The sequence below is a fragment of the Pseudomonas sp. TMW 2.1634 genome, assembly GCF_001703595.1.
GTDB classification, from domain to species: domain Bacteria; phylum Pseudomonadota; class Gammaproteobacteria; order Pseudomonadales; family Pseudomonadaceae; genus Aquipseudomonas; species Aquipseudomonas fragi.
Genome location: NZ_CP016849.1, coordinates 1,705,855 through 1,724,838, shown reverse-complemented (window position 1 = coordinate 1,724,838; position 18,984 = coordinate 1,705,855). Strand labels below are relative to the sequence as shown.

The window sequence follows — 18,984 nt, the reverse complement described above, 5'->3', positions numbered from 1 at the left end:
AGCGCCCTAACTTCAGAAACTAGAAGTGGTATTTCAGCTCTAGGGGGAGTGCGATTACGAGCCCCCCCACAATTGGGTTAGATAGTTGCTTGACAGTCGAGCCGTATGCCGCAACATCTAATTGCTTTTGCCAAAAATAGCTTTCGCTACAGAGCCTAATGTATTCAGTCAATCCTACGTCAGGCCGGATAATCATCATTTGAGCGTTGATAAATCCTGTTTTGTTTCCAATTACTGCAGAATCAAAAACAGCGACATGCCCTATAGTGCCTCTGACAGTGATTACCAAATCACCATCGCAAAGCTTTCCTCTGCTGAGCGAATTGAATTTTTCCGGCGTAATAAAATTTAGATTCTTATCGGTAAGCTTATAGCCAACTATATTTTTCGATGAGACAAATGGAATGCCTTCTCCGACTAAATCTCCCTCGCTTGGGTAAGCGGAACTTCTATCGCCATCGATCATAGTTGACACGTAACGGAGTGGCTTAACTTCCCAATGTGCCGGTACTTCGCCCAGCCACTTCACGTCCGAGTTTTTCATCGGTACCGTGTGGTCGAGGCCTTTGGTGACGGCGTGGGAGATCACTGCCTGTCGCTTTTCCTTGAGCAATTCGATTAGGCGCTGTTGCTCTTTGATCAGCGCGTCGATGCGGGCGGTTTCGTGGTCGAGGAAGCGGGCGATTTGGGTTTGCTCGGCTGTTGTAGGAATCCAAGCAATACCGCCCCGAAGAATTTCCTGAGTAACACTGAATACCTTGACCCCTTTTACACCCATACGTAACTGGGTTCTGAAGGCGAAAGACTCTAGACAATAGGCAAGAAACCGTGAACTTACGTCCGAATCCAAGCTGTAGATAATTGTGTGATAGCCAGCGAAAAGAGGCTCCGAGCCTGACACATGAGTGAAATTGCCGACGCCTTCAAGGTCCTCCGAGGTATCGGCAAACACAAAATCGCCATAGCTAATACAAGATGATGACTCTGTTTCCAGATACTCCGCAGGCACGCATTTTAGAACCTGTATGTCTTGGTTTACCTCGAAAGGGTACAAGGAGTGAACTTCACCATAATTCAGACAAGGGATACCTGTATCAGTTAAATCTGCTTTTGTTATCGTCAATCCTTTTCTAAAGCGGCCGAGATACCTGAGCGGTTTAACACCCCAATGTTCAGGTACAACCCCTAGCCACTCGACCCCAGAATCCCTGTAGTCCGGATACGCTGGAAACGTCATGCCGACAGCCCCTCAATCATCTGCTTGATTCGGTCGGTACAGGCTTTCAGATCGCTATCGATCTCGGCCAACGGGCGCGGAGGTTGGAACACATAGAAGTGGCGGTTAAAGGGAATCTCGAAGCCGACGATGCCGACCTCGCCATCCTGGGCGTCGGTTTTGCTTTCGTCGATCCAGGCATCCGGTACATGGGGGATGACTTCGCGCTGGAAGTAGTCGTACACCGACTCACCCAGCGGCACGTTCTCGTTATCGCGCAGGCCGGCATCCGCTTCCGGCTGGCCTTTGGTCATGCAGATATCCGCCTCGGGGTCGCGCTCACTCAGGGCGCTCATAAGGGCTTTGAGTTCCGGCGTGCTGAGGCTGACGCTGTGGGCTGTGAGAGCTTTTTTCAGCAGCTTGCTGAACTGCTCGCGGTTACGGTGCAGCGAGCTAGCGTCCATGGTTTGCAGGGCAGTTATCAGTTGCTGTTGGGCGGCGCTTTCCCGCTTCTGCAGGGCTTTTTCTTCCAACACTTTGCCAAGACGTTCGGCGCTGGTCTGGAAGTTCAAACGCAGCGGGCGTTCGACGGTGATACGGCGGTAGCCGAAGGCGTCGATGGGGAAGATTTTGCTCTGCGCGCTGTGCTCGAAGCCGCCATACAGGCGCACCAGCTCGCTGATTTGATCCTCGGTGATGTATTGGCGCTTGCTGCCCAGCGACTTGCGCATTTTGGCATAGTGCTGGCTGCCGTCGATCAACTGCACCTTACCCTGGCGCGCAGCGGTCTTGTGGTTGCTGAGTATCCACACATAGGTGGCGATGCCGGTGTTGTAGAACATGTCGGTGGGCAGCGCGACGATGGCTTCAACCAGATCGTTCTGCAGCAGGTAGCGGCGAATCTCCGACTCACCCGAACCCGCACCGCCGGTAAACAGCGGCGAGCCGTTGAGGATGATGCCGATGCGCGAGCCACCGTCTCGCGGGTCACGCATTTTGCTGACCAAGTGCAGGAGGAACAGCAGCGAGCCGTCGGACACCCGTGGCAAGCCGGGGCCGAAGCGACCATCGAAGCCTTTGCGGCTGTGCTCGTCGGTGATCTGCTTTTGTACCTTCTTCCATTCCACGCCAAACGGCGGGTTGCTGAGCATAAAGTCGAAGTGCTTGTCGGCCAGTTGGTCGTTGGACAGGGTGTTGCCGAGTTTGATGCTGGCCACGTCCTGACCCTTGATCAGCATGTCCGCCTTGCAGATGGCATAGGACTCGGGGTTGAGCTCCTGGCCGTGCAGAGACACGCTGACCTTTTCGCTGATGGACTGGATGTACTCATCACCCTCAGACAGAAAGCCACCCGTGCCCGCAGTTGGGTCATAGATGGTGACGATGCTGTTGGGCGCGAGCTTGTGGTCCTGATTGGTGATCACCAAGGATGTGGTGAGGTGCACGATATCGCGCGGGGTGAAGTGCTCCCCGGCAGTTTCGTTGGAGCTTTCCGCGAACTTCCGGATCAGCTCTTCAAAGATGATGCCCATGCCGAAGTTGCTGATGAACTCGGGGCTCAGATCCGTGGCGGCGAAACGCTGCACCACCTGATACAGCAGGTTGGCGGTTTCCAACTGCTGAACGAAATCTTCAAAGTGGAAGTGCTCGAAGATCTCGCGGGCATCCTTACTGAACGCCTGCACATAGCACATCAGGTCGGCGGCGGTTTGGGTGTCTGACAGCGTGCCAAGGGTCAGCGGCGAGCCGTTGAAGAACTGCTGGCCGGCAGCGCGCAGCAGAATCATCTCACGCACTTGGTCCGGACGGCCTTCCTGGGCGAAGGTTTGTTTGATCACCTCATCCTTGGTCGGTGCGAGTACGCACTCCATCCGCCTTAACAGGGTGAATGGCAGGATGATACGACCGTATTGCGATTGTTTGAAGTCACCGCGCAGCAGATCGGCAATGGACCAAAGAAACGCAGCCGTCTGGGAATGATTTTCCATGTTCACGCAATAACACCTTGGAGTAGAGACAAAAGCGTGAGTCTAACACCCAAGGATTCCTTCAGGAGCATCAACGTAATAGCTGGGGGCTGTATGGAACTGCGCAAAACCTACCCTGAAAGCCACGGCTTACCGTTTGCCTACGCACGAATTGCAGTACATTTTGCCATGATGAAAAATTGTATTTTTCTTTTAATTACAATGGCTTACGATATTTTACGAGGGAACATGGGGTGCTAGGGGTCGAGTGTTCGAATCACTCCGTCCCGACCATATTATTCAATGACTTAGGCCAATGTCCCCCACATTGGCCTTTTTCATGCGCGTGACTTTTGCGTGACTTCTCCAGATTTCAAGCTTGCCTCCTCTTCAGAATCGTCAGCACCGGCCCACGCGAGTCAGTTGCTGATACCATATTTGCAGCTTCTATCAGATGCCCCAGCTCAGCGCCGGAGTAATGGCTGGTGATGCTGCCGTTCTTGTGTCCGAGCAAGGCTTTGCGGTCCTCTTCGGTCACACCTGCCGCTCGAAGGCGTCGACCAAACGTGTGCTTTAAATCGTGAATACGAATAGACAGATAGCCGGGGTGAGCAGGGCGAAGGTTTTCCTCCTGCCAGAGTTTCGCCGCCCTCACTCGCGCTTTCTTCCATGCCGAGTCATTCATGCGATGCATTGCGGTACCGTTGTAAGGAAATACCCATTCCTTGCTGATACCGCGTTGCTTCTCAATGATCGACTTGGCCACACTATTGAGCACCACCAGGCGCTCATCACCGTTCTTCACTCCTGACCGCTCATGCCGGCCGCCAAAATCTGCTGGTATCAGAAACACACTGGTGCCCAGTTCCGGTACCGCAATTTCCCAATCCCACTTCAATTTGCAGACCTCTTGCTCGCGACAGCCCGTGTTCACCTTGAACAAGGCCATCGTCTGCAAGTGGGCGGGCAACTCCCCAAAAAGAATCGACTGCTCTTCCCATGACATAGGGTAGGGCTTGCGGCTCGATTTCTTCTCTTCCAGCTTTGTGAGCATTGGCACGCTATCCAGCCACGGCCTCCGCTCATCATCCCGCCACTTGCGTGCGCACAACGTCAAAACGCGCACTACACGCTCAATCGAAATGTTTACTGTCCGGTTGGCCACACCTTTCTTGATCTTCCCGTCCGGCAGTTTGTAAGTTGCCAGGCGGTCTTTAATGAATGGCTCAAGCGCCTGATCATCAATGTGGGTCAAGGGCATGTCACCGATAAACGGATCCAGCTGCGCAAGATGATGGGCTGATAGCTTGATTGATGGCTGGTCTCGAATCTCCAGAAGGAAGCGCATTGCTGCGTCTCTCCACGTTCGTACCTGCCTGACGCCATACACCTTCTGTTGCCGAATCTGCTCCAGCCTGTGTATCAGGTACCGCTCTGCTTCTTCCCGTTGACTAGTTCCAGTACTTTCGTAAAGTCGTTCGCCGTTGATTTTCTTGTCGATATGCCAGAGCCCGCTCCTTTGGGAGAGGCCTGTGATCGTTTTCCGCGCCATGTTGAATCTCCGATCTGGCGCCCGCTGCGGGGCAATTGTTGCTCCGATGCGCCTTTTTTATCAATTGCCTTGGCTTCAACGTAGGACGAAGCCCACTCATCAAGCTCCAACCGATCAAACCCAACGCCGCGTTCGCCAAGCGGGAACTCGCTCACGTACGGGCGGACGATCTCGTTAAAAAGGGCCAGGTTCATACTCAGATATTCCGGTGCTTCACCGGCGCGCATGAACCGCGGCTGGATCAATGCCTTGCGGGCAACGCTTTTGCTCGCCATAGCGAATCCTCGCCCGTCGATCACCGGCAGGCTGTGAGTTGTAAAGTGTTGGTTTACAGCTGCCGCTTGAATTCGGTGCACCGCACGATGATCGTGCTGGCATCGCGCTGAATTGGCGGCATGGCCTTGAGGGGAAGGGCGCTGCAATCTCGGCGGGCGTACTGGCAAGCGCAGCACATGCCGCCTTTGGGGTGGTGGGTCATGGCATCACTGGCTCGACCAAGGCCCAGCAGATCTGCCGGGCGTAGACCGAGGGCACCCGCTTGACCTCGCCGGAGCGCTCCATCCGCTCAAGTTGGCGGCGCACCCATTCCGTTTTCAGCCCCTTATGCCCGACCATACTAAGGCCGTTACGAATAACATAGGTCATCTGTTGCGAGCCCCAGCTGACTATCTGCCCTTTGATATCGGCATCGGTTGGCTTTGTTTTCTCAGTCATACCTTCTCCCGTGCGCGCCGCTCAACCGCTTCGGCCTGGCGCAACTTGCTGCATTTGGTGTGGTTGCCGTGGCCGCGTGACTTCTCGCAGATGTCACAGATGGTTTGCAGGTCCAGCGGACGCATGGGTGCGCCGCGAATCTTTACTGTTCGGCGGAGGGTTGTCATAGCGCGTCCTTTAGCAGGTCAGTTACCTGCTTGATGCCGCTGGCATAGCTCGAAGGCGATGCTGTAGCCGTTGTGGTCAAATTCCGGATGGTGTTGGCAATCACCAGCGGGTTGCTGATTGAAGAACCTAGCGACCTCACGACATCCAAGGCGAAGCGCTGACCCTCAAGTTGCATGACGCGATTGATTGGGCCGGCGATCACTATCTCAGGCAGCGCTATTGCTGCTTGAGCAGGGGCGACCACCACGGCGGCAGGTATTTCGCGGGCACGATCAAGCGCCCGCTGTGCGATTGAGTTCATTGGGTTGCCTCGGGATTAGTCGTTGCGGGTGATGCCCACTAGGTCGCCATCGCGCAGGACGGCGGTTTCTTTCAGCTCCAGCAGGATCGCTGCAGCGTGTTCGCGGTTGATGGCGTATAGGTAAACGCTGAAGGTGCCTTCTTCGGTCTTGAAGTCGACAGGGAACAGCTGCCACTGCAGGCCGTTGACCACGGCGACCCGAGCAAGAGAAATCGTTTGTTTGTTCATGAGCCCTCCTGCGGCTGGGTCATTTCTTTAAGTATGTCTTGGTCAGCTTTCCGTTGACGGCGTGGCCGCGCTTGAGCACGACCCGGCCCAGCGCTGCCCGGTCTTTCTCGCTATGGCTGGCCTGGCTGAGCAATCCGAAATAGCTATTGGCGGTCTCGCGCAGATCCTCGGCCGGTGCCGTGGCGGTTCGCTTGAGTGCCTGTGCCAGTGCGCGCTTGCGGGTGGTGCGCCGCCACGGCTTGATCACATGCCCTACGAAGTCGACACCGCGATCAACCGGTTGCAGGATGGTTTTGGTTGGGTTCAGTCTAGCGCCCAGCGTCTGCAGGAATACTTCGACCTCTGCGTGCCAGGCATTGAGCTGCTGCGGTGACTCATGCAAGAACACAAAGTCATCGACGTAGCGGATGTAATGCTTTGCCCTCAAGCGGTGCTTGGCGAACTGATCCAGCGCGTCCAGATAGACGTTGGCGAAGAACTGCGACGATAGGTTTCCAATGGGCAGTCCGAGGTGAGCAGGCTGCGCGGTCAGGCGCTTGTGCTGCGGTACCAAGCCAAACAGATGGCGCGGGCTTCTGGTTTCGAAGTTCTCGCGGGGGTCGTGCATCAGGATCTGCTCAGCAAGCGCGAGCCACCATGGCTCGGCGATCTTCGCTGCCAGTTGCCGGCGCAGCACCTGCTTATCGATCGCTACGAAGAAGTTGGCCAAGTCGCACTTGATATAAAAGATTGGCTTCGACCAGTTCTCACTGGCGCTCCTGATCTTCGACTCAAGGCGCTTTGCGGCGTATAGGGTGCCTCGGCCAGGGATACAGGCGCAGCTGTCGGCTATGAAGCTGGCATAGAAGCGCGGGGCCACATGGTTGTAGAGCAGGTGGTGGACGACCCGATCCCGAAAGGCTGCTGCCCATACTTCGCGGGCTTTCGGGCGGGTTACCACAAAGCATATCGAGCGGCCTGGCTGGTAAGTGCCAGACATCAGGTCGTCGTGTAGCAGGATCAGGTTCTGTTCCAGGTTCATTTCGAAAGCCAGAGCGCTGTCGCTGTTTCGCTTCGAGCGCCGACAATCGTAATAGGCCTGCACCAGATCCTGAAACTGGTAGGGACCAACAGTCGAATCTGCGGACGGGGCGGGCACGGAGCTCGTTGTTCTTGTCGTTGTTGTTCTGATTGCCATCATCGAAGTTCATGTTGAATGCGTTGTTGGCGGAGCGCTGCGACCTATCGTGCTATCTACGTCGCCAAGCCGAAGGCAATGCCGATCAGCGAGGAAACTGCGCGAGACCTACGCGGACGCTTTAGACCGGCGGTATCTCTGATGCGCATGGCGGTGACCAGAAGGTCAGCGGCACGACCAGATTCAAAATCGCACAGACCTGAAAGCCGTAACTCTCAGATGGCGGGCGCGGTTGGGGTATGGCGTTTCCAGGCATTGGCTTGTTTGCCAATGGAGGAGGTGAGCAGGATCGTTTTTGATTGCTGCTCTGGGCTGATGAACCGGCTTTCGGTGCATAGCCTCATGACCAGATCTACCTGGTGCACTTTCTCCAGAAGTAGCTCCAAATGAGGCCGCTTATCTCTATTTGAGTTTGCCCTGCCAATCAGCGTAAGGATCTCCATGCAATCATCCATAACTCGTTTGCTGATCACTTGCTTTAGGTCTCTCGGGATACTCCGAGTGAGGCCCGTTGCAAGTTTGAACAGGTCAATCGACGCTTTGTAGATCGCAAGATCCGTATGCATTGCCATTAGGCTGAAACTCCCAAAGCAACCGGCCGCAAGCGGCCGGATTAAATAAGCGAATTAATCAATGATCAGCTCTCTGCGGACGGGGCGGGCACGGAGCTCGTTGTCCTTGCCGGTGCTGACCTGATTGCCATCACCGAAGTGCATGCCGAATGCGATGCTGGCGGAGCGCTGCGAGCTTGACCAGTACCAGGAGCCGCTAAAGGCTTCTTCGCCATCGTCTTGGAATGCCGGGAACACCGTCTGAGCCGGAAACTCTGAGGTGTACAGCTGGCCCACTGGCAGGCTGTTTGGATTGTCGCCATCCCGACCCCAGCAGTAGTTTTCCTCGGTCGTTGGCTTGAAGTGGCGGTACTGCAGCTCCTGCACGTCACGGGCTGGAATGGCCCAGTCGGTGAAGCCGTCAATCTCAAGGGTCAGCACCTTCTGAGCCAGCTCGCTACCAGCAGCGGCCATTGATTCGGTATTGCTGCGGCTGTCGGTAAAGCTACCGGCGCCCTCGATGATCACGCCGCGAGCGCCCCAGGCGCCTTTCAATTCGTGGGCTGCACCGGCGGTGATATTGAGATAACGCTGGCCGTTTTCAACGGTGACCCCCGTGACGAAACCGCCGCCGTAGGCTTTGCCAATGGCTGAAATTGGCGTTACAGGCAATGCTTTAACTATTGCGGACATGGTGCTTCCTCTTTTTTAGGCAATAAAAAAGGCGCTGATGCGCCCGGTAGCCGGTCAAGAACGAATGATTGAAGGATTAAATAAACAATCTGCGGACGGGGCGGGCACGGAGCTCGTTGAACTCGTCGAGGCCGTTCTGATCGCCACCAACGAAGTACATGCCGAAAGCGAGGTAGGCGGAGCGCTGCGAGCTCGACCAGTACCAGGTGTCTTTGGCGAACAGCTCCGCTACGTTCAGCCAGCAGTGGTACAGCTCAGCAGCAGCGGGCAGGTAGAAGTCGTGGTGGCCATCCGCTTGATGCTCGGCGCAAGCGTTGGCCGCCGGGTGTTCCTGATCATTGCCGCACAGGGCTTCGGTGTTGGCAAAGCCATCCCGCTTGCTGGTGGCGCCACTCTCGGTGCCGCGACCACCCCATTCGAAGCTGCCGGCATCCTTATCAGCGATGATCAGGTAGTGCGCCGGCACATCGCCGTGGGCCGCCACAAGACCGCCGTTGAAGCCGCCTTGACCCAGCCAGGCTGCCCCGAGCTCAGGAATCGAATAAGGGGTGATTGGTGACACGTTGGCCGCTGGCGGCAGCACCTGGGCAAACACACTGGTCAGGGCCAGTTTTGCCAGTGACGAAGCCGGCATCTTGATCGTGGTGTCGCCGTGCTTGAGGGTGATCATTTCGGGTTTCATTGGGTATCTCGCTGTTTAATTGAGGATGAACTCAGGCCACTCTGGATTTGCTTTCTGGCTGCCATTCACAAAACCCAACTTTTGGCGCTTTGGTCTTTGGGTTGATGATTGGCTTGTTGTCCGCGTCAGTCATTACGCACTTTGCCCTAATCCGCAGATCCCGGCATTGGATGGTTTTGCGGGCCAGATCAATGAACTGTTCAGCGTACTGAGGCGCATCAAACAGCGGTGAGAGCTGGCGAGCCGTACCCCCCCCCATAATCTGCTCGGTCTTCTTCTCGACCAGCTCCATCCATTCTGCGAGAGGGATTGGCTCAACGCCGCCTGGGGCTTTCACGTTCTTGCGGGTGCCTTTGGTGCGCTTCTTGGCCTCGGCCAGCGCAACGTCGCGGGTCATTCCAAACACGGCGAATGTGCTCATGGATTATCTCCAGTCAGGCGCCGCCCTCCGTGACCGGATGCGACGAGGTTATTTATCGTTAGTGACATGTAGGCGTGACAGTCACAGAAGGCGGATGAACTCTGCCAGTTGATGATCCGTCATGCGGTCGGCGCCGCGAATGAAGCGGGATATCAGATCCTGCTCCTCGTCAATTCCGGTGCGCGCCATGGTTCGTTTCAGCGCGGCGTCATCGTTGTGATAGAGGGCTGTGACAATCTTTCGTGACAGCAGCAGTGCTTCTTTTTCTTTCGCACTCAGCTTGTCGCGGTCGCGTTGATCGCGCTTCCGTTCGGTTGCAGATTTGGCCATGGCTTGCCTCTTCAAGTCCGCTGGGCGGCAAGTGGTGCTGGGTTTGGCGAAGGCGTCGTTGTGCGGATGCGTTGACGCGCTTCACATGTGACTGCCAAAGAAGGCGAAGACTGTCAGCGTGATGCCAAAGCGCAAAGTCCAGCTGCTCAGGAATTTCCCGAACTGCTTAACGTTGAACTTCTGCGCTTTTGCTTCCAGCTCATGGGAATGACTTACTGCGGCGTTGATACCAGTGCGCGTTGTGATGACCCTGTCTGTGGCCCGCTCAACGACTTCAAAGGCGTTGCTGCCTATCGGCTTGACGATAAAGAGTGGCGCCAATGGCGGCGGCATTACGCCGGGCTTTTGGTAGAACTCGGCCGTGGCCTGGTGAGCACGTGTGCGCAACCCGTCGAGAACGGTGATGCGCTGGATGATTGATGGGTGCATGGTCGATCCTCGACTTGGGTTGCGGGTATTCGTCAGCACTCGGGGCCTGGGATATATGCCGGTGGGCGCGCAGGGGAGTGCTGACGAATAACCGCAGGATTAAAAAGCCCGGTCGAAACCGGGCTGTGAGCTGCTCTACAAACGCCGCCGTATGTAAGAGCGAAGCGTGTAAATCGTGTTAATTGCCCATGGCTGCAAATCCTCCGCTCAGGTGTGCACTGCGGGCGGTAGCGTGGCAGTGGTGTGATGCAGGTGTCCAGCGTCTGCTGGGTTGGCTTCCGCATCGGTCTGTATTCAGGTTGTAAAGTCGGAGTACAGACCGATGCGGCCTGGTGATGGGGGGCCAGGCGCTCGGGAAGTTTTCGACAGGCTGTCGTGGCGCTGGTTGATACGGTTTAGCCGATCAGCTCGACCGCTTCGGCGCGGCGCACTAAACGCATTTCAGCGCTGCGGCGTTCCGATGGCCTGCGATCACGGCGGGCCAATTGGTCGTCTGTGGCGGTGTGCATGGCGATCAGGCCAGCCAGCAACAGGCAGAGCGGTGTGATGATCTGTCGTCGCATGGCTTCGGCGACCATCGCGCCCTGTCGGTGAACGCCAAGCTTGAACATGGCACAGGCCAATCGCTTGACCACGGTGCCAGGCGCAATGCCGAACGCTCTGGCGATTTCTTTCGTGGTCATGCCTTGTACTACTGCAAGTACAAATTGCAGCTCCCGCGGCGCAAGGCCACGGCCAAGGTGGCCTTCCCATGTACCTTCTACGATCGTCGATTCCATGATGTGTACTCGGTTGTTTTCCCAATGCACCCGGTCGCCCAGGTACATCAGTGAAAGTGTCCGTGAAGCGCCCAAGTCCGCTACTGGCGGCGACTTGGGTTTGCGGCATCAGCAATGTATGGCAGCGCTGCGCCGCCGATGGCTTCGCGCTGGAGGCTTGTTCGGCCTTGAGCTTCCCTGTTCACGGTGCCTATTTCGGCTTTAGCTCCGTGGTCATCGGGTTATGTATTCGCTACACGACTGACAACTGCAGCTCTTTGGCCTGCTGGGTAGGGCAGTTCGTCGTGGGTTGCCGGTCCGAACTCCGGCTGGGCTGCTTACTTCATTTCGTATTTCTCCTATGTGTTTGTTCCGCACCATGCGCGGCGCCGCGGTTTCCCCACCTGTCCGGCATCACACATTTCGTGCTCGATGATCTGCCGGCTGGCTGCATGGTTTGGCGTCCTCTCAATGTGGAGAGAGCGGCAGCTTCCAGAGGCTGCATGGGCGACGGTTTAGCTTTCTCACCACCGGGCTTGCCGGTACGTCGCGGGGTCACGTCAGGTTGTGTAAAGAGCGTTCGGGTTGCCCCAGGCATCTCTGCCGTGTTGCCGGTGTTGGCCGGCGATGGAGTAAGTTAACCATCGGTATATTATTCAGGTCAATACCGATGGTTAATTATTTTTCTCGGGACGAAAAAAATCCCGCTCATTGGCGGGATTTTTTTATTGATTTGTAGCTGTTACCAAAGAACAGAAGACCAGAAGACTCGTCCGAGAATTTCGATTTCGTGCTCAATCATTTCGCTGGCCGAGTACTCCTCGTCAGGGTGCTCGTCTCTATTGAAGCTTCGCATGCGTACGCCGCCGCCTGGTAATCGATAAAGAGTTTTTACGCGTAATTGGCCGCCGTGATCTAAAGCGTACATTTTTCCATCGCTTACTGAGGTGGTCCCTCTATCTACGCCGACAGTACTGCCATCCGGCAATACTGGTTCCATGCTGTTGCCGCGAACTGTGACGCAAACAGCTTCTGATGGCTGGACGCCTTGGCGTCTTAGGGTGATTTTCCCAAAGCGAAGTTTTTGTTTCGGGGATTGCTGGACGCTGGTGCGGCCGTGGCCTGCACACAACTCCACTTCCTTGAGGAACGGCACGTATACCTCATCATCGTCGAGCGGTGTTTCGTCGTCCCACGTATCTAGTGGGCCAATCATCACTGCGTTGGAAGTCGGCGGCGAGCGATCTGGCGCGACCCGGGTGAGCTTATCTATTTCTGCTGCCAAACGAGGGCTGAACTTCTCGACAGGCTCTTGAAGCTGCTCTGAAAGTACTGCTGCGAATTGAGCATTCAAAGGGTTGATGCCTTTGAAATACAGGTTCACTGCTGCTGGTGTAACCCCGGCAGCGTCCGCAATCTTTCTCTGACTCAATTTCAACTCGTTTTTTTTCGCGAGGAAGAGGTCGTGAGCGGCCTTGCACTCGGCAAGGCGATCTGGAGGGAGGATGCGTTTTTTAGTCATGGAGAGAATCTATAACCAATGGTTAAAACAAAGAAGAAACCATCGGTATTGATACTTAATTAACAGATGGTTAATATTGTGCCCATGAAAACCTGAGGTACGACCATGAAAGAGACTTCCCTCGATGAGTTCGTGACCGAAAAAGGGCAGTCCGAAGCCGCGCGGCTTTTGGGCGTGACCCCTCCGGCCATTTACAAAGCCATAGCAGCAGGGCGCCACATACGTGTGATTGAACTCCCTGATGGTGTTTTTCAAGCCAGCGAGCTCCGGCCATTCCCATCGCAACCTACAAAACTACAAGTCGCCTAATTCAGTAGTGCTGAAAACAGTATCGGCTCATTGCCACCTAAGCGGCAGCACCTTGAATTAGCTGTTAATTCGTCCAGTAGCTAAATCGCAGACAAAAAAAAGCCGGTGGCTAGACCGGCTTCGATACAACAATTCACGGGGTCATTATGAGCACCATTGAATCATCAAGCAATACCCTTCAAAGCGTCGCCCATCTACGTGCTATCCATCAATTCGCAGCCATGCAAGCCGCACTGCTGGTCCGTTTCCAGTATTCCCACGAGTCGAAAGCGCAGCTGCGCCGTGAATGCATTGAGCATTTGAAGGCTTCGCTTTCGCCTGGTGGGGGTGTTAGCGCATGAGCAATGTTATTCAACTTCACAGCACCGGGGGATTTACCCGGATGGACAACGAACTGTATGAGTCCCTGATAGGGGCTGAGCTGTCCGGTAGAGAGCTTCGTGTGGCTTTGGCTATCCACAGGCTGACTGCGGGCTACAACAAGGAATCCGTGAAGGTTGCAGCCCTTTACATCGCCAAGATGATGTATGGCGAGCAGGGCGCAGATACTGAACGGGCAAACGTGTCTCGCGCTATCAATTCCTTGATCCGCCAACGTGTTCTTTTTCGCGATGGTGGCAGTCGTGACCCGATCCATTTTCTACCTTCGAAAGAGTGGAAATTAGACCAGAAATCGACCGTGTTGAAATCTACACACTGTGTAGAAAACATACATGCCACTGTGTTGGAAACTACACACATAAAAGACATAAATACAATTACTACTCCTAGCGGAGTAGTCGTCAACGCCGAGGACAATCCTGAGGCGAAGACAACCAAGATCACTCGCCGCAAATCAGTGGTCGACGCTTGCCCGTATCAAGCCATTATCGACCTGTATCACACCGCCCTCCCTGAGCTACCCGCAGTTGCACTGATAACCGCTGACCGCAAGTCCAAGCTGCAAGCGCGGTGGCGGGAAAGTGAGGTGCACCGTGACTTGGCTTTCTGGGCTGAGTATTTCTTTCAGGTGAAAACTTCGGAGTTTCTGACCGGCAAGGCGCCGGGTCGCAATGGCTCCAAGCCTTTCCGCGCAACTTTCGACTGGCTCATTGCCCCTAGCAACTTCGTCAAGGTTGTGGAGGGTAATTACAATGCGTGATCCCTACAGCGTTGAGGCCGAACACGGTGTACTGGGCGCGATGTTCCTGCGCCCTGAGCTGATCGATATTCTGAGTGCAGACCTGTCTGTCGACGATTTTTACTACCAGGACAACGCGGCGCTGTATCGCGGAATTCTGGCTTTGCATGGTGATAGCAAGCCTGCCGACCCTGTAACCGTTGGGGTTCACATCGGCGAATTACCGAGCGGCAAAAAGGCCATCTGGTACGCAGCCGAAATCACCCGCAATACCCCAAGTGCCGCTAATGCTGCGTCTTACGCCATGACGGTGCGTGAGCGCAGCCTTGACCGGGCCATGATCGAGCTGAGCAACCGCATCAACGAGATTGCCCACAGTGATCAGCCCACCGTGGACAAAGTGGCAGCGGTGCAGGCTGAGGCTCAAGCCATTGACAGTCAGTCCGCCACGTCTGAAGTGCTGATGGCTGAAGACATACTCGATGACTACATCGAAGTGTTGCAGGCCCGCGCTGATCGGGGGGAGGGGATCGACGGACTGTCTACCGGCATTCCTGATCTGGACGCGAAGCTGCAAGGCCTGAAGCCTGAGCAGTTGATCATCATTGCGGGGCGTCCGGCGATGGGTAAAACCACGCTGGCCATGAACATTGCTTCCCACGTTGCCATCCGTGAGTGCAAGAGCGTCATGGCGTTTAGCTTGGAGATGAACAATACCGGCCTGCTGGATCGCTTCATGGCGTCTGAAGGACGTATCCCGCTGCAACTGATCAAGAACGGTACCGCTCCCCAGACGCATGGCGCTGAGCTGATGAGCGCTGCGGGCAAACTCAAGCACTCCAAATTATCTATTTCAGACCGGGCATCAATGACGATCAACCGGATTCGTTCAGCTGCCCGTCGCCACAAGCGCCGCCACGGTCTTGATTTGATCGTGATCGACTACCTGCAACTGATGGACTCCGATTCGCGGACGTTCAGCCGTGAGCAGGAAATCAGTTACATGACTCGTAGCGCCAAACTGATGGCCCGTGAATTGGGCATCCCGGTGATTCTGCTCAGTCAGCTTTCACGCAAATGCGAAGAGCGCCCGAACAAGCGGCCTTTGTGTTCAGACCTGCGCGAATCCGGCGCTATCGAGCAAGACGCGGACATCATCCTGTTTGTGTACCGCGATGAGGTTTACCACGAACACAGCGATGCCAAGGGCATTGCAGAAATCATCATCGGCAAGGGCCGAGACATCGAGACTGGCACTGTACGAACTGCGTTTCTCGGTCAGTACAGCCGGTTTGAACAACTGGCGGCGGGCTGGATTGAGCCGCCAAAAGTTCAGAAGGTCGCCAGTATGGCCAGTCGCTACAGCAAGGAAAAAAGTTAATGAGTGCACTCGAAAAGCAGGTCTCGGGCGATCACTACAAGTCGCTCAAAATTCAACCCATTGAATTTATTCACGCCAATGGCATTCCGTTTGCGGAGGGCAGCGTTATCAAGTACGTGACGCGGTGGCGTGACAAGGGTGGCATTGCTGATTTGGAGAAGGCTAAGCACTTTCTTGAAATCTTGATCGAGCTTGAGCGCAAAGTGGTGATTGAATGATCCAATCAACCATCGAAAAGCGGGCGTCAAACACTCAGATCAAAACCCTGACCGTGAAGCTGTCCGACGCGGAAATTGGGCGCAATGCCAAGCTCGAGCATGTGCGAGACCTGCGCGACGCCGGCCATCCTGCGCTGCATTTCCGGTTTGGCAAGAATCGCACCCGAGGCTCCTGGTACTTGGTCAACAAACGGCGTTGGCACCGTATCGGCGCGTTCCCGGACTTGAGCGCCAAGCAGGTACTGGCCGCGTTGCCCTCTGTGCGCCTGCGGGTTTCTGCCGATGCAGGCTCGGCTATTTCGCAGTGGGCAACCACAGGCGAACTGCTCACCTGGTATGCCGATCGTATGGCCCGTGACCGCAATCTGTCGGCCAAACGCAAGAACACCGGCGCCTCAGCGATGAAGTGTCATCTGTTGCCGCGTCTGGGTGATCTGCCGTTGGTTGAGGTCAACAAGGCGGAACTCGACAAACTGCTGATGTGGCCGCTGCAAGAAACCCTCTCCATCGATTACGTGCGTCTGGCGTTCCAGTTGCTGGCCTTGGCATTCCGGCAGGCCTTGGCGCTGGGCCTGATTACGTCCAACCCGATGGCGGGCATCAAGTTCAAGGACTTCTCCAAAGCCAAGGTGAGCATCAAGCCGTCCCGTTTGCGCGGGGTGCAGTTGCAGGACTTGCTCGGTGAGTTGGGGCAGGTGATGGGTAGCGAACCGGCTGATGCCATGCTGGCCCTGATGATGCTGTGCCACGGCACGCGGATCGGTGAAACCCGGCAGGCGCGTTGGTCGCATATCAGTCTGGCCGAGGGTGAGTGGTTCATTCCGGCTGAGCACACCAAGACCGGTGTTGAACATCACCTGCCGCTGACTGAGCAAGTCCGCGCCTTGTTGATCCAGTACCGCGATATCCAAACCGCCCGAGGTTATGACGGCCTGTACCTGTTCCCGGCGCGCAGTGGTAAGGCTTTGAGTGAAGGGCAGGCCAGTGCCGTGTTCACGCGGCTAGGGAAGGGCGAGTGGACCAGTCACGACTTGCGCAAAGTGGCTCGTACCGCATGGGCAGACCTTGGCATTGACCACTTGATCGGTGAGCTGCTGATTAACCACGCCATGGGTCACAACGTGCAGGTGTACATCCAGTCGGACGTGATGGGCCGCAAGCGTGACGCGCTGGAGAAGTGGCACACGCATCTAGATCAGAAGGGTTTGAACCTGATCCACGGGCAGACAGGCGTTAGATTCAAAGAATCCGGTAATACGCTGGAGGCCGCTAAAGGCGTGGCTTGCAGTGCTATTCAGAAAACAACCATAGGCGAGGATTAAAATCGATGGCTAGGGCGATGAGATTCACTGATCGAACCGTTGAGGATCTGCTGGAGCATTGGGGGCGTTGGGTTGTGCTGGGTTCTGGGGTCTCCTGCTGCGCATCCAGGGAGAACGATCTCCACTCACCAATGATCACTGATGACGACGCTTTGATGATCGATCGGTTAGTGGGGCGCCTGATCCAACGTTATAAAGAGTGCGGAGACGTGATCATGAAGTACTACACCTCAAGGGATAAGGCGCTGGCAGATGTAGGCAAGAAGCTTGGATATGGCGAAGAGAAAACCCGGCAGCTATGGAAGGCTGGTGTTGCTTGGATTGATGGGGCTTTAGATGTTCGCCGTGAGGCTGCTTGACAGGCCCGGTCTCAACATGTAGTTTTGTCGTTACTTTGCGGTTTTTCCGCGAGCAAAGCCCGACCCTGAGTTGGGCTTTTTGCTTTCTGTAATTCCATAAGCCTCGCCATCGTGCGGGGCTTTTTCGTTTTCGGCCCTATGCCTGGCTCTTTGCTTCAAGCGGATGACAGTGACGTGGGGTCGAACCTATTTGAGGACTGCAAATGAACTCGGAGCAACAGGCTCTCGTGGATGTGCCGTTGTGGCTGTTGGTATTGCTGAGCATGGCCGGTTTGTCCGGAGAGATGCTGAGAGCATCAGGTAGCGACCTCGGGTTGCGGCAGATCCTGCAGCGAGTGGCTTTACGGTTTCTCGCGTCCGGACTTTTGGGAATGGCAACTTTGCTGCTCGCAATGGCGCTCTGGAGCAACCTGTACTTGGCCGCGGGACTGGGCATCGTGATCGCGGTGATTGGGGCAGATGTCGCGGGAGGACTTTATACCCAATTTTTGGCCAGGAAGGCTGGTGTTAGCAGTCCACCGACAACCAATAATTTGGGCGATCAGTAATAACTGGCAGAGGGGGAGGGGAGCAGTGTTCAAACTCGACTTATCGCTAGATGCAGCGCCGATATCGGCCGCCTTCCTTGATCTGCAACAGAAGCATCTACCCTTTGTGCTGGCCCTGACCGCGACCCGACTGGCTCAGCGTGTCAAGAAAGGCACCATCGCGGTGATGAAACAGCGCTTAGATCGGCCGACCCCGACCACGCTCAATAGCCTATTTGTGAAGTACGCGGTCAAAAACGGCCAGCCCGCCAAGGTCTATTTCAAGGATTCGTGGACATCGGGCATCCCGGCCGACACCTACCTGCAGCAAGCGGTAGGGGGTGGTCAGCGGCCGCATAAGCGGTTTGAGAAGGCGTTGATCGCACGCGGCATCATGCGCGGCAGTGAGTACGCCATACCGACCGCGCCCTTTATGAATCAATACGGCAACGTGTCACGCGGCACCATGACCAAGATTCTTTCGGGCTTGGGTGCCGCCGAGACGCGCACCGGCTACCAAGCTAATGCTAGTGGTAGCGCTCGAAGCAAGCGCAAGGGCAATGCGCTCTGGTTCTTCTCGGGTGATGTCGGCGGCTCGCGCGGGGTGTGGGAGCGCAAGTCGATGGGGATGGGTGATGCGATCCGCCCGGCTTTTGTCTTCAGTGGTTCTGCGCCTAGTTATCGCACTATCTTCCCGTTCTTCAAGATCGCCGAGAACATCGTCAAGGCCAACTACTCGGCCGAGTTCGCGGCGGCGTTTGCTCAAGCCACGGCCACCGCTCGGCCATGACCGTTAAGCCCGGGAAATATCGAAAAATGTCGAAAAATCGCATATTTAATGCGTTTTTCGCTTGACAGGTCTGGCCTGATTGAAATCAAAAAGGTACTCCCGGACCCCACCCCCCATAGGGGGTAATTCGGGCCCCGCCTCTTCGCTATGTATGACCCATTTCCAGAGGTTGGTTGTTGTTTAGTCTAGGCATCACAAAACAAAAAGTTATAAGGCTGAAAGCCACGGCTGACGGGATTCACAGGCACT

At 55.7% G+C, this 18,984-nt stretch carries 26 protein-coding genes; 9 read left to right on the top strand and 17 right to left on the bottom strand.

Annotation, left to right across the window (positions count from 1 at the left end; all coding sequences use genetic code 11):
* Window positions 1–19 precede the first annotated feature (19 nt).
* From BFC21_RS27410 to BFC21_RS08035, 17 genes are all read right to left on the bottom strand, one after another.
* A complete protein-coding gene (locus BFC21_RS27410) occupies window positions 20–1,237 on the bottom strand; it encodes a restriction endonuclease subunit S (RefSeq protein ID WP_177342581.1) in 1,218 nt (405 codons plus the stop codon).
* Window positions 1,234–3,210, bottom strand: coding sequence for a class I SAM-dependent DNA methyltransferase (locus BFC21_RS08100; protein ID WP_120265944.1), 1,977 nt, complete (start codon window positions 3,208–3,210; stop codon window positions 1,234–1,236). The genes BFC21_RS27410 and BFC21_RS08100 overlap by 4 nt, the downstream gene beginning before the upstream one ends.
* Before the next feature lie 346 nt (window positions 3,211–3,556).
* The gene (locus BFC21_RS08095) at window positions 3,557–4,720 is read right to left on the bottom strand and encodes a tyrosine-type recombinase/integrase (RefSeq protein ID WP_256557653.1); all 1,164 of its coding nucleotides are present in this window, start codon (window positions 4,718–4,720) and stop codon (window positions 3,557–3,559) included.
* On the bottom strand, window positions 4,606–5,010 hold the full coding sequence (locus BFC21_RS27540; protein ID WP_256557641.1) for a hypothetical protein: 405 nt from the start codon (window positions 5,008–5,010) through the stop codon (window positions 4,606–4,608). Before BFC21_RS27540 ends, BFC21_RS08095 begins: the two co-directional genes overlap by 115 nt.
* 199 nt (window positions 5,011–5,209) lie before the next feature.
* A complete protein-coding gene (locus BFC21_RS08090) occupies window positions 5,210–5,449 on the bottom strand; it encodes a hypothetical protein (RefSeq protein WP_120265942.1) in 240 nt (79 codons plus the stop codon).
* On the bottom strand, window positions 5,446–5,616 hold the full coding sequence (locus tag BFC21_RS27160) for a hypothetical protein (protein WP_162939298.1): 171 nt from the start codon (window positions 5,614–5,616) through the stop codon (window positions 5,446–5,448). Before BFC21_RS27160 ends, BFC21_RS08090 begins: the two co-directional genes overlap by 4 nt.
* Entirely contained in the window at window positions 5,613–5,918 is a 306-nt protein-coding gene (locus BFC21_RS08085; RefSeq protein ID WP_120265941.1) for a hypothetical protein, read from the bottom strand. Before BFC21_RS08085 ends, BFC21_RS27160 begins: the two co-directional genes overlap by 4 nt.
* Window positions 5,919–5,933: 15 nt before the next feature.
* Window positions 5,934–6,146, bottom strand: coding sequence for a hypothetical protein (locus BFC21_RS08080; RefSeq protein WP_120265940.1), 213 nt, complete (start codon window positions 6,144–6,146; stop codon window positions 5,934–5,936).
* Window positions 6,147–6,165: 19 nt separating this feature from the next.
* Window positions 6,166–7,167 carry an RNA-directed DNA polymerase gene (locus BFC21_RS08075; RefSeq protein WP_256557652.1) on the bottom strand — a complete coding sequence of 334 codons (1,002 nt, stop codon included), beginning with the start codon at window positions 7,165–7,167 and terminating at the stop codon, window positions 6,166–6,168.
* 371 nt (window positions 7,168–7,538) lie between these two features.
* Complete coding sequence (locus tag BFC21_RS27770; protein ID WP_371914948.1) at window positions 7,539–7,766, bottom strand: four helix bundle protein; 228 nt, start codon at window positions 7,764–7,766, stop codon at window positions 7,539–7,541.
* A gap of 183 nt (window positions 7,767–7,949) precedes the next feature.
* Window positions 7,950–8,567: a DUF1566 domain-containing protein gene (locus BFC21_RS08065; RefSeq protein WP_120265937.1), complete on the bottom strand. Its 618-nt coding sequence runs from the start codon at window positions 8,565–8,567 to the stop codon at window positions 7,950–7,952.
* 76 nt (window positions 8,568–8,643) lie between these two features.
* The gene (locus BFC21_RS08060; protein WP_120265936.1) at window positions 8,644–9,249 is read right to left on the bottom strand and encodes a DUF1566 domain-containing protein; all 606 of its coding nucleotides are present in this window, start codon (window positions 9,247–9,249) and stop codon (window positions 8,644–8,646) included.
* A gap of 31 nt (window positions 9,250–9,280) precedes the next feature.
* Window positions 9,281–9,670, bottom strand: coding sequence for a hypothetical protein (locus tag BFC21_RS08055; RefSeq protein WP_120265935.1), 390 nt, complete (start codon window positions 9,668–9,670; stop codon window positions 9,281–9,283).
* A gap of 81 nt (window positions 9,671–9,751) precedes the next feature.
* Window positions 9,752–10,000 (bottom strand): hypothetical protein, encoded by a 249-nt coding sequence (locus BFC21_RS08050; protein WP_120265934.1) that lies wholly within the window; start codon window positions 9,998–10,000, stop codon window positions 9,752–9,754.
* Between the two features lie 81 nt (window positions 10,001–10,081).
* Window positions 10,082–10,429 (bottom strand): hypothetical protein, encoded by a 348-nt coding sequence (locus tag BFC21_RS08045; RefSeq protein ID WP_120265933.1) that lies wholly within the window; start codon window positions 10,427–10,429, stop codon window positions 10,082–10,084.
* Between the two features lie 395 nt (window positions 10,430–10,824).
* Complete coding sequence (locus tag BFC21_RS08040; RefSeq protein ID WP_120266701.1) at window positions 10,825–11,208, bottom strand: response regulator transcription factor; 384 nt, start codon at window positions 11,206–11,208, stop codon at window positions 10,825–10,827.
* Window positions 11,209–11,929: 721 nt separating this feature from the next.
* A complete protein-coding gene (locus BFC21_RS08035; protein WP_120265932.1) occupies window positions 11,930–12,709 on the bottom strand; it encodes a S24 family peptidase in 780 nt (259 codons plus the stop codon).
* A 105-nt stretch (window positions 12,710–12,814) separates the two neighbouring features.
* Here BFC21_RS08035 and BFC21_RS08030 point away from each other — a divergent pair, with 105 nt between their 5' ends.
* The 9 genes from BFC21_RS08030 to BFC21_RS07995 all read left to right on the top strand — a co-directional run bounded on the left by BFC21_RS08030 (window position 12,815) and on the right by BFC21_RS07995 (window position 18,735).
* Entirely contained in the window at window positions 12,815–13,018 is a 204-nt protein-coding gene (locus tag BFC21_RS08030; protein ID WP_120265931.1) for a Cro/CI family transcriptional regulator, read from the top strand.
* A 146-nt stretch (window positions 13,019–13,164) separates the two neighbouring features.
* Window positions 13,165–13,359: a hypothetical protein gene (locus BFC21_RS27155; protein WP_162939297.1), complete on the top strand. Its 195-nt coding sequence runs from the start codon at window positions 13,165–13,167 to the stop codon at window positions 13,357–13,359.
* Complete coding sequence (locus BFC21_RS08025; protein WP_120265930.1) at window positions 13,356–14,159, top strand: replication protein; 804 nt, start codon at window positions 13,356–13,358, stop codon at window positions 14,157–14,159. Before BFC21_RS27155 ends, BFC21_RS08025 begins: the two co-directional genes overlap by 4 nt.
* Window positions 14,152–15,519: a replicative DNA helicase gene (gene dnaB, locus BFC21_RS08020; RefSeq protein WP_120265929.1), complete on the top strand. Its 1,368-nt coding sequence runs from the start codon at window positions 14,152–14,154 to the stop codon at window positions 15,517–15,519. The genes BFC21_RS08025 and dnaB overlap by 8 nt, the downstream gene beginning before the upstream one ends.
* Window positions 15,519–15,737, top strand: coding sequence for a DUF3310 domain-containing protein (locus BFC21_RS08015; RefSeq protein ID WP_120265928.1), 219 nt, complete (start codon window positions 15,519–15,521; stop codon window positions 15,735–15,737). Before dnaB ends, BFC21_RS08015 begins: the two co-directional genes overlap by 1 nt.
* Window positions 15,734–17,059 (top strand): site-specific integrase, encoded by a 1,326-nt coding sequence (locus tag BFC21_RS08010; protein WP_120265927.1) that lies wholly within the window; start codon window positions 15,734–15,736, stop codon window positions 17,057–17,059. The genes BFC21_RS08015 and BFC21_RS08010 overlap by 4 nt, the downstream gene beginning before the upstream one ends.
* A gap of 17 nt (window positions 17,060–17,076) precedes the next feature.
* Complete coding sequence (locus tag BFC21_RS08005; protein WP_120266700.1) at window positions 17,077–17,418, top strand: antiterminator Q family protein; 342 nt, start codon at window positions 17,077–17,079, stop codon at window positions 17,416–17,418.
* Between the two features lie 203 nt (window positions 17,419–17,621).
* The gene (locus tag BFC21_RS08000) at window positions 17,622–17,966 is read left to right on the top strand and encodes a phage holin family protein (RefSeq protein ID WP_120265926.1); all 345 of its coding nucleotides are present in this window, start codon (window positions 17,622–17,624) and stop codon (window positions 17,964–17,966) included.
* A gap of 25 nt (window positions 17,967–17,991) precedes the next feature.
* Entirely contained in the window at window positions 17,992–18,735 is a 744-nt protein-coding gene (locus BFC21_RS07995; protein WP_120265925.1) for a hypothetical protein, read from the top strand.
* Window positions 18,736–18,984 lie beyond the last annotated feature (249 nt).

What these genes read in the sequence shown, in the direction of transcription:
- BFC21_RS08045 (WP_120265933.1), bottom strand. Translation starts at nt 10,429, where the DNA reads ATGCACCCATCAATCATCCAGCGCATCACCGTTCTCGACGGGTTGCGC.
- BFC21_RS08005 (WP_120266700.1), top strand. Translation starts at nt 17,077, where the DNA reads ATGAGATTCACTGATCGAACCGTTGAGGATCTGCTGGAGCATTGGGGG.
- BFC21_RS27155 (WP_162939297.1), top strand. Translation starts at nt 13,165, where the DNA reads ATGAGCACCATTGAATCATCAAGCAATACCCTTCAAAGCGTCGCCCAT.
- BFC21_RS08015 (WP_120265928.1), top strand. Translation starts at nt 15,519, where the DNA reads ATGAGTGCACTCGAAAAGCAGGTCTCGGGCGATCACTACAAGTCGCTC.
- BFC21_RS08065 (WP_120265937.1), bottom strand. Translation starts at nt 8,567, where the DNA reads ATGTCCGCAATAGTTAAAGCATTGCCTGTAACGCCAATTTCAGCCATT.
- BFC21_RS08050 (WP_120265934.1), bottom strand. Translation starts at nt 10,000, where the DNA reads ATGGCCAAATCTGCAACCGAACGGAAGCGCGATCAACGCGACCGCGAC.
- BFC21_RS08075 (WP_256557652.1), bottom strand. Translation starts at nt 7,167, where the DNA reads ATGAACCTGGAACAGAACCTGATCCTGCTACACGACGACCTGATGTCT.
- BFC21_RS08010 (WP_120265927.1), top strand. Translation starts at nt 15,734, where the DNA reads ATGATCCAATCAACCATCGAAAAGCGGGCGTCAAACACTCAGATCAAA.
- BFC21_RS08000 (WP_120265926.1), top strand. Translation starts at nt 17,622, where the DNA reads ATGAACTCGGAGCAACAGGCTCTCGTGGATGTGCCGTTGTGGCTGTTG.
- BFC21_RS08090 (WP_120265942.1), bottom strand. Translation starts at nt 5,449, where the DNA reads ATGACTGAGAAAACAAAGCCAACCGATGCCGATATCAAAGGGCAGATA.
- BFC21_RS08085 (WP_120265941.1), bottom strand. Translation starts at nt 5,918, where the DNA reads ATGAACTCAATCGCACAGCGGGCGCTTGATCGTGCCCGCGAAATACCT.
- BFC21_RS08080 (WP_120265940.1), bottom strand. Translation starts at nt 6,146, where the DNA reads ATGAACAAACAAACGATTTCTCTTGCTCGGGTCGCCGTGGTCAACGGC.
- BFC21_RS27160 (WP_162939298.1), bottom strand. Translation starts at nt 5,616, where the DNA reads ATGACAACCCTCCGCCGAACAGTAAAGATTCGCGGCGCACCCATGCGT.
- BFC21_RS08055 (WP_120265935.1), bottom strand. Translation starts at nt 9,670, where the DNA reads ATGAGCACATTCGCCGTGTTTGGAATGACCCGCGACGTTGCGCTGGCC.
- BFC21_RS27540 (WP_256557641.1), bottom strand. Translation starts at nt 5,010, where the DNA reads ATGGCGAGCAAAAGCGTTGCCCGCAAGGCATTGATCCAGCCGCGGTTC.
- BFC21_RS27770 (WP_371914948.1), bottom strand. Translation starts at nt 7,766, where the DNA reads ATGGAGATCCTTACGCTGATTGGCAGGGCAAACTCAAATAGAGATAAG.
- BFC21_RS08025 (WP_120265930.1), top strand. Translation starts at nt 13,356, where the DNA reads ATGAGCAATGTTATTCAACTTCACAGCACCGGGGGATTTACCCGGATG.
- BFC21_RS27410 (WP_177342581.1), bottom strand. Translation starts at nt 1,237, where the DNA reads ATGACGTTTCCAGCGTATCCGGACTACAGGGATTCTGGGGTCGAGTGG.
- BFC21_RS08040 (WP_120266701.1), bottom strand. Translation starts at nt 11,208, where the DNA reads ATGGAATCGACGATCGTAGAAGGTACATGGGAAGGCCACCTTGGCCGT.
- BFC21_RS08035 (WP_120265932.1), bottom strand. Translation starts at nt 12,709, where the DNA reads ATGACTAAAAAACGCATCCTCCCTCCAGATCGCCTTGCCGAGTGCAAG.
- BFC21_RS08030 (WP_120265931.1), top strand. Translation starts at nt 12,815, where the DNA reads ATGAAAGAGACTTCCCTCGATGAGTTCGTGACCGAAAAAGGGCAGTCC.
- BFC21_RS08060 (WP_120265936.1), bottom strand. Translation starts at nt 9,249, where the DNA reads ATGAAACCCGAAATGATCACCCTCAAGCACGGCGACACCACGATCAAG.
- dnaB (WP_120265929.1), top strand. Translation starts at nt 14,152, where the DNA reads ATGCGTGATCCCTACAGCGTTGAGGCCGAACACGGTGTACTGGGCGCG.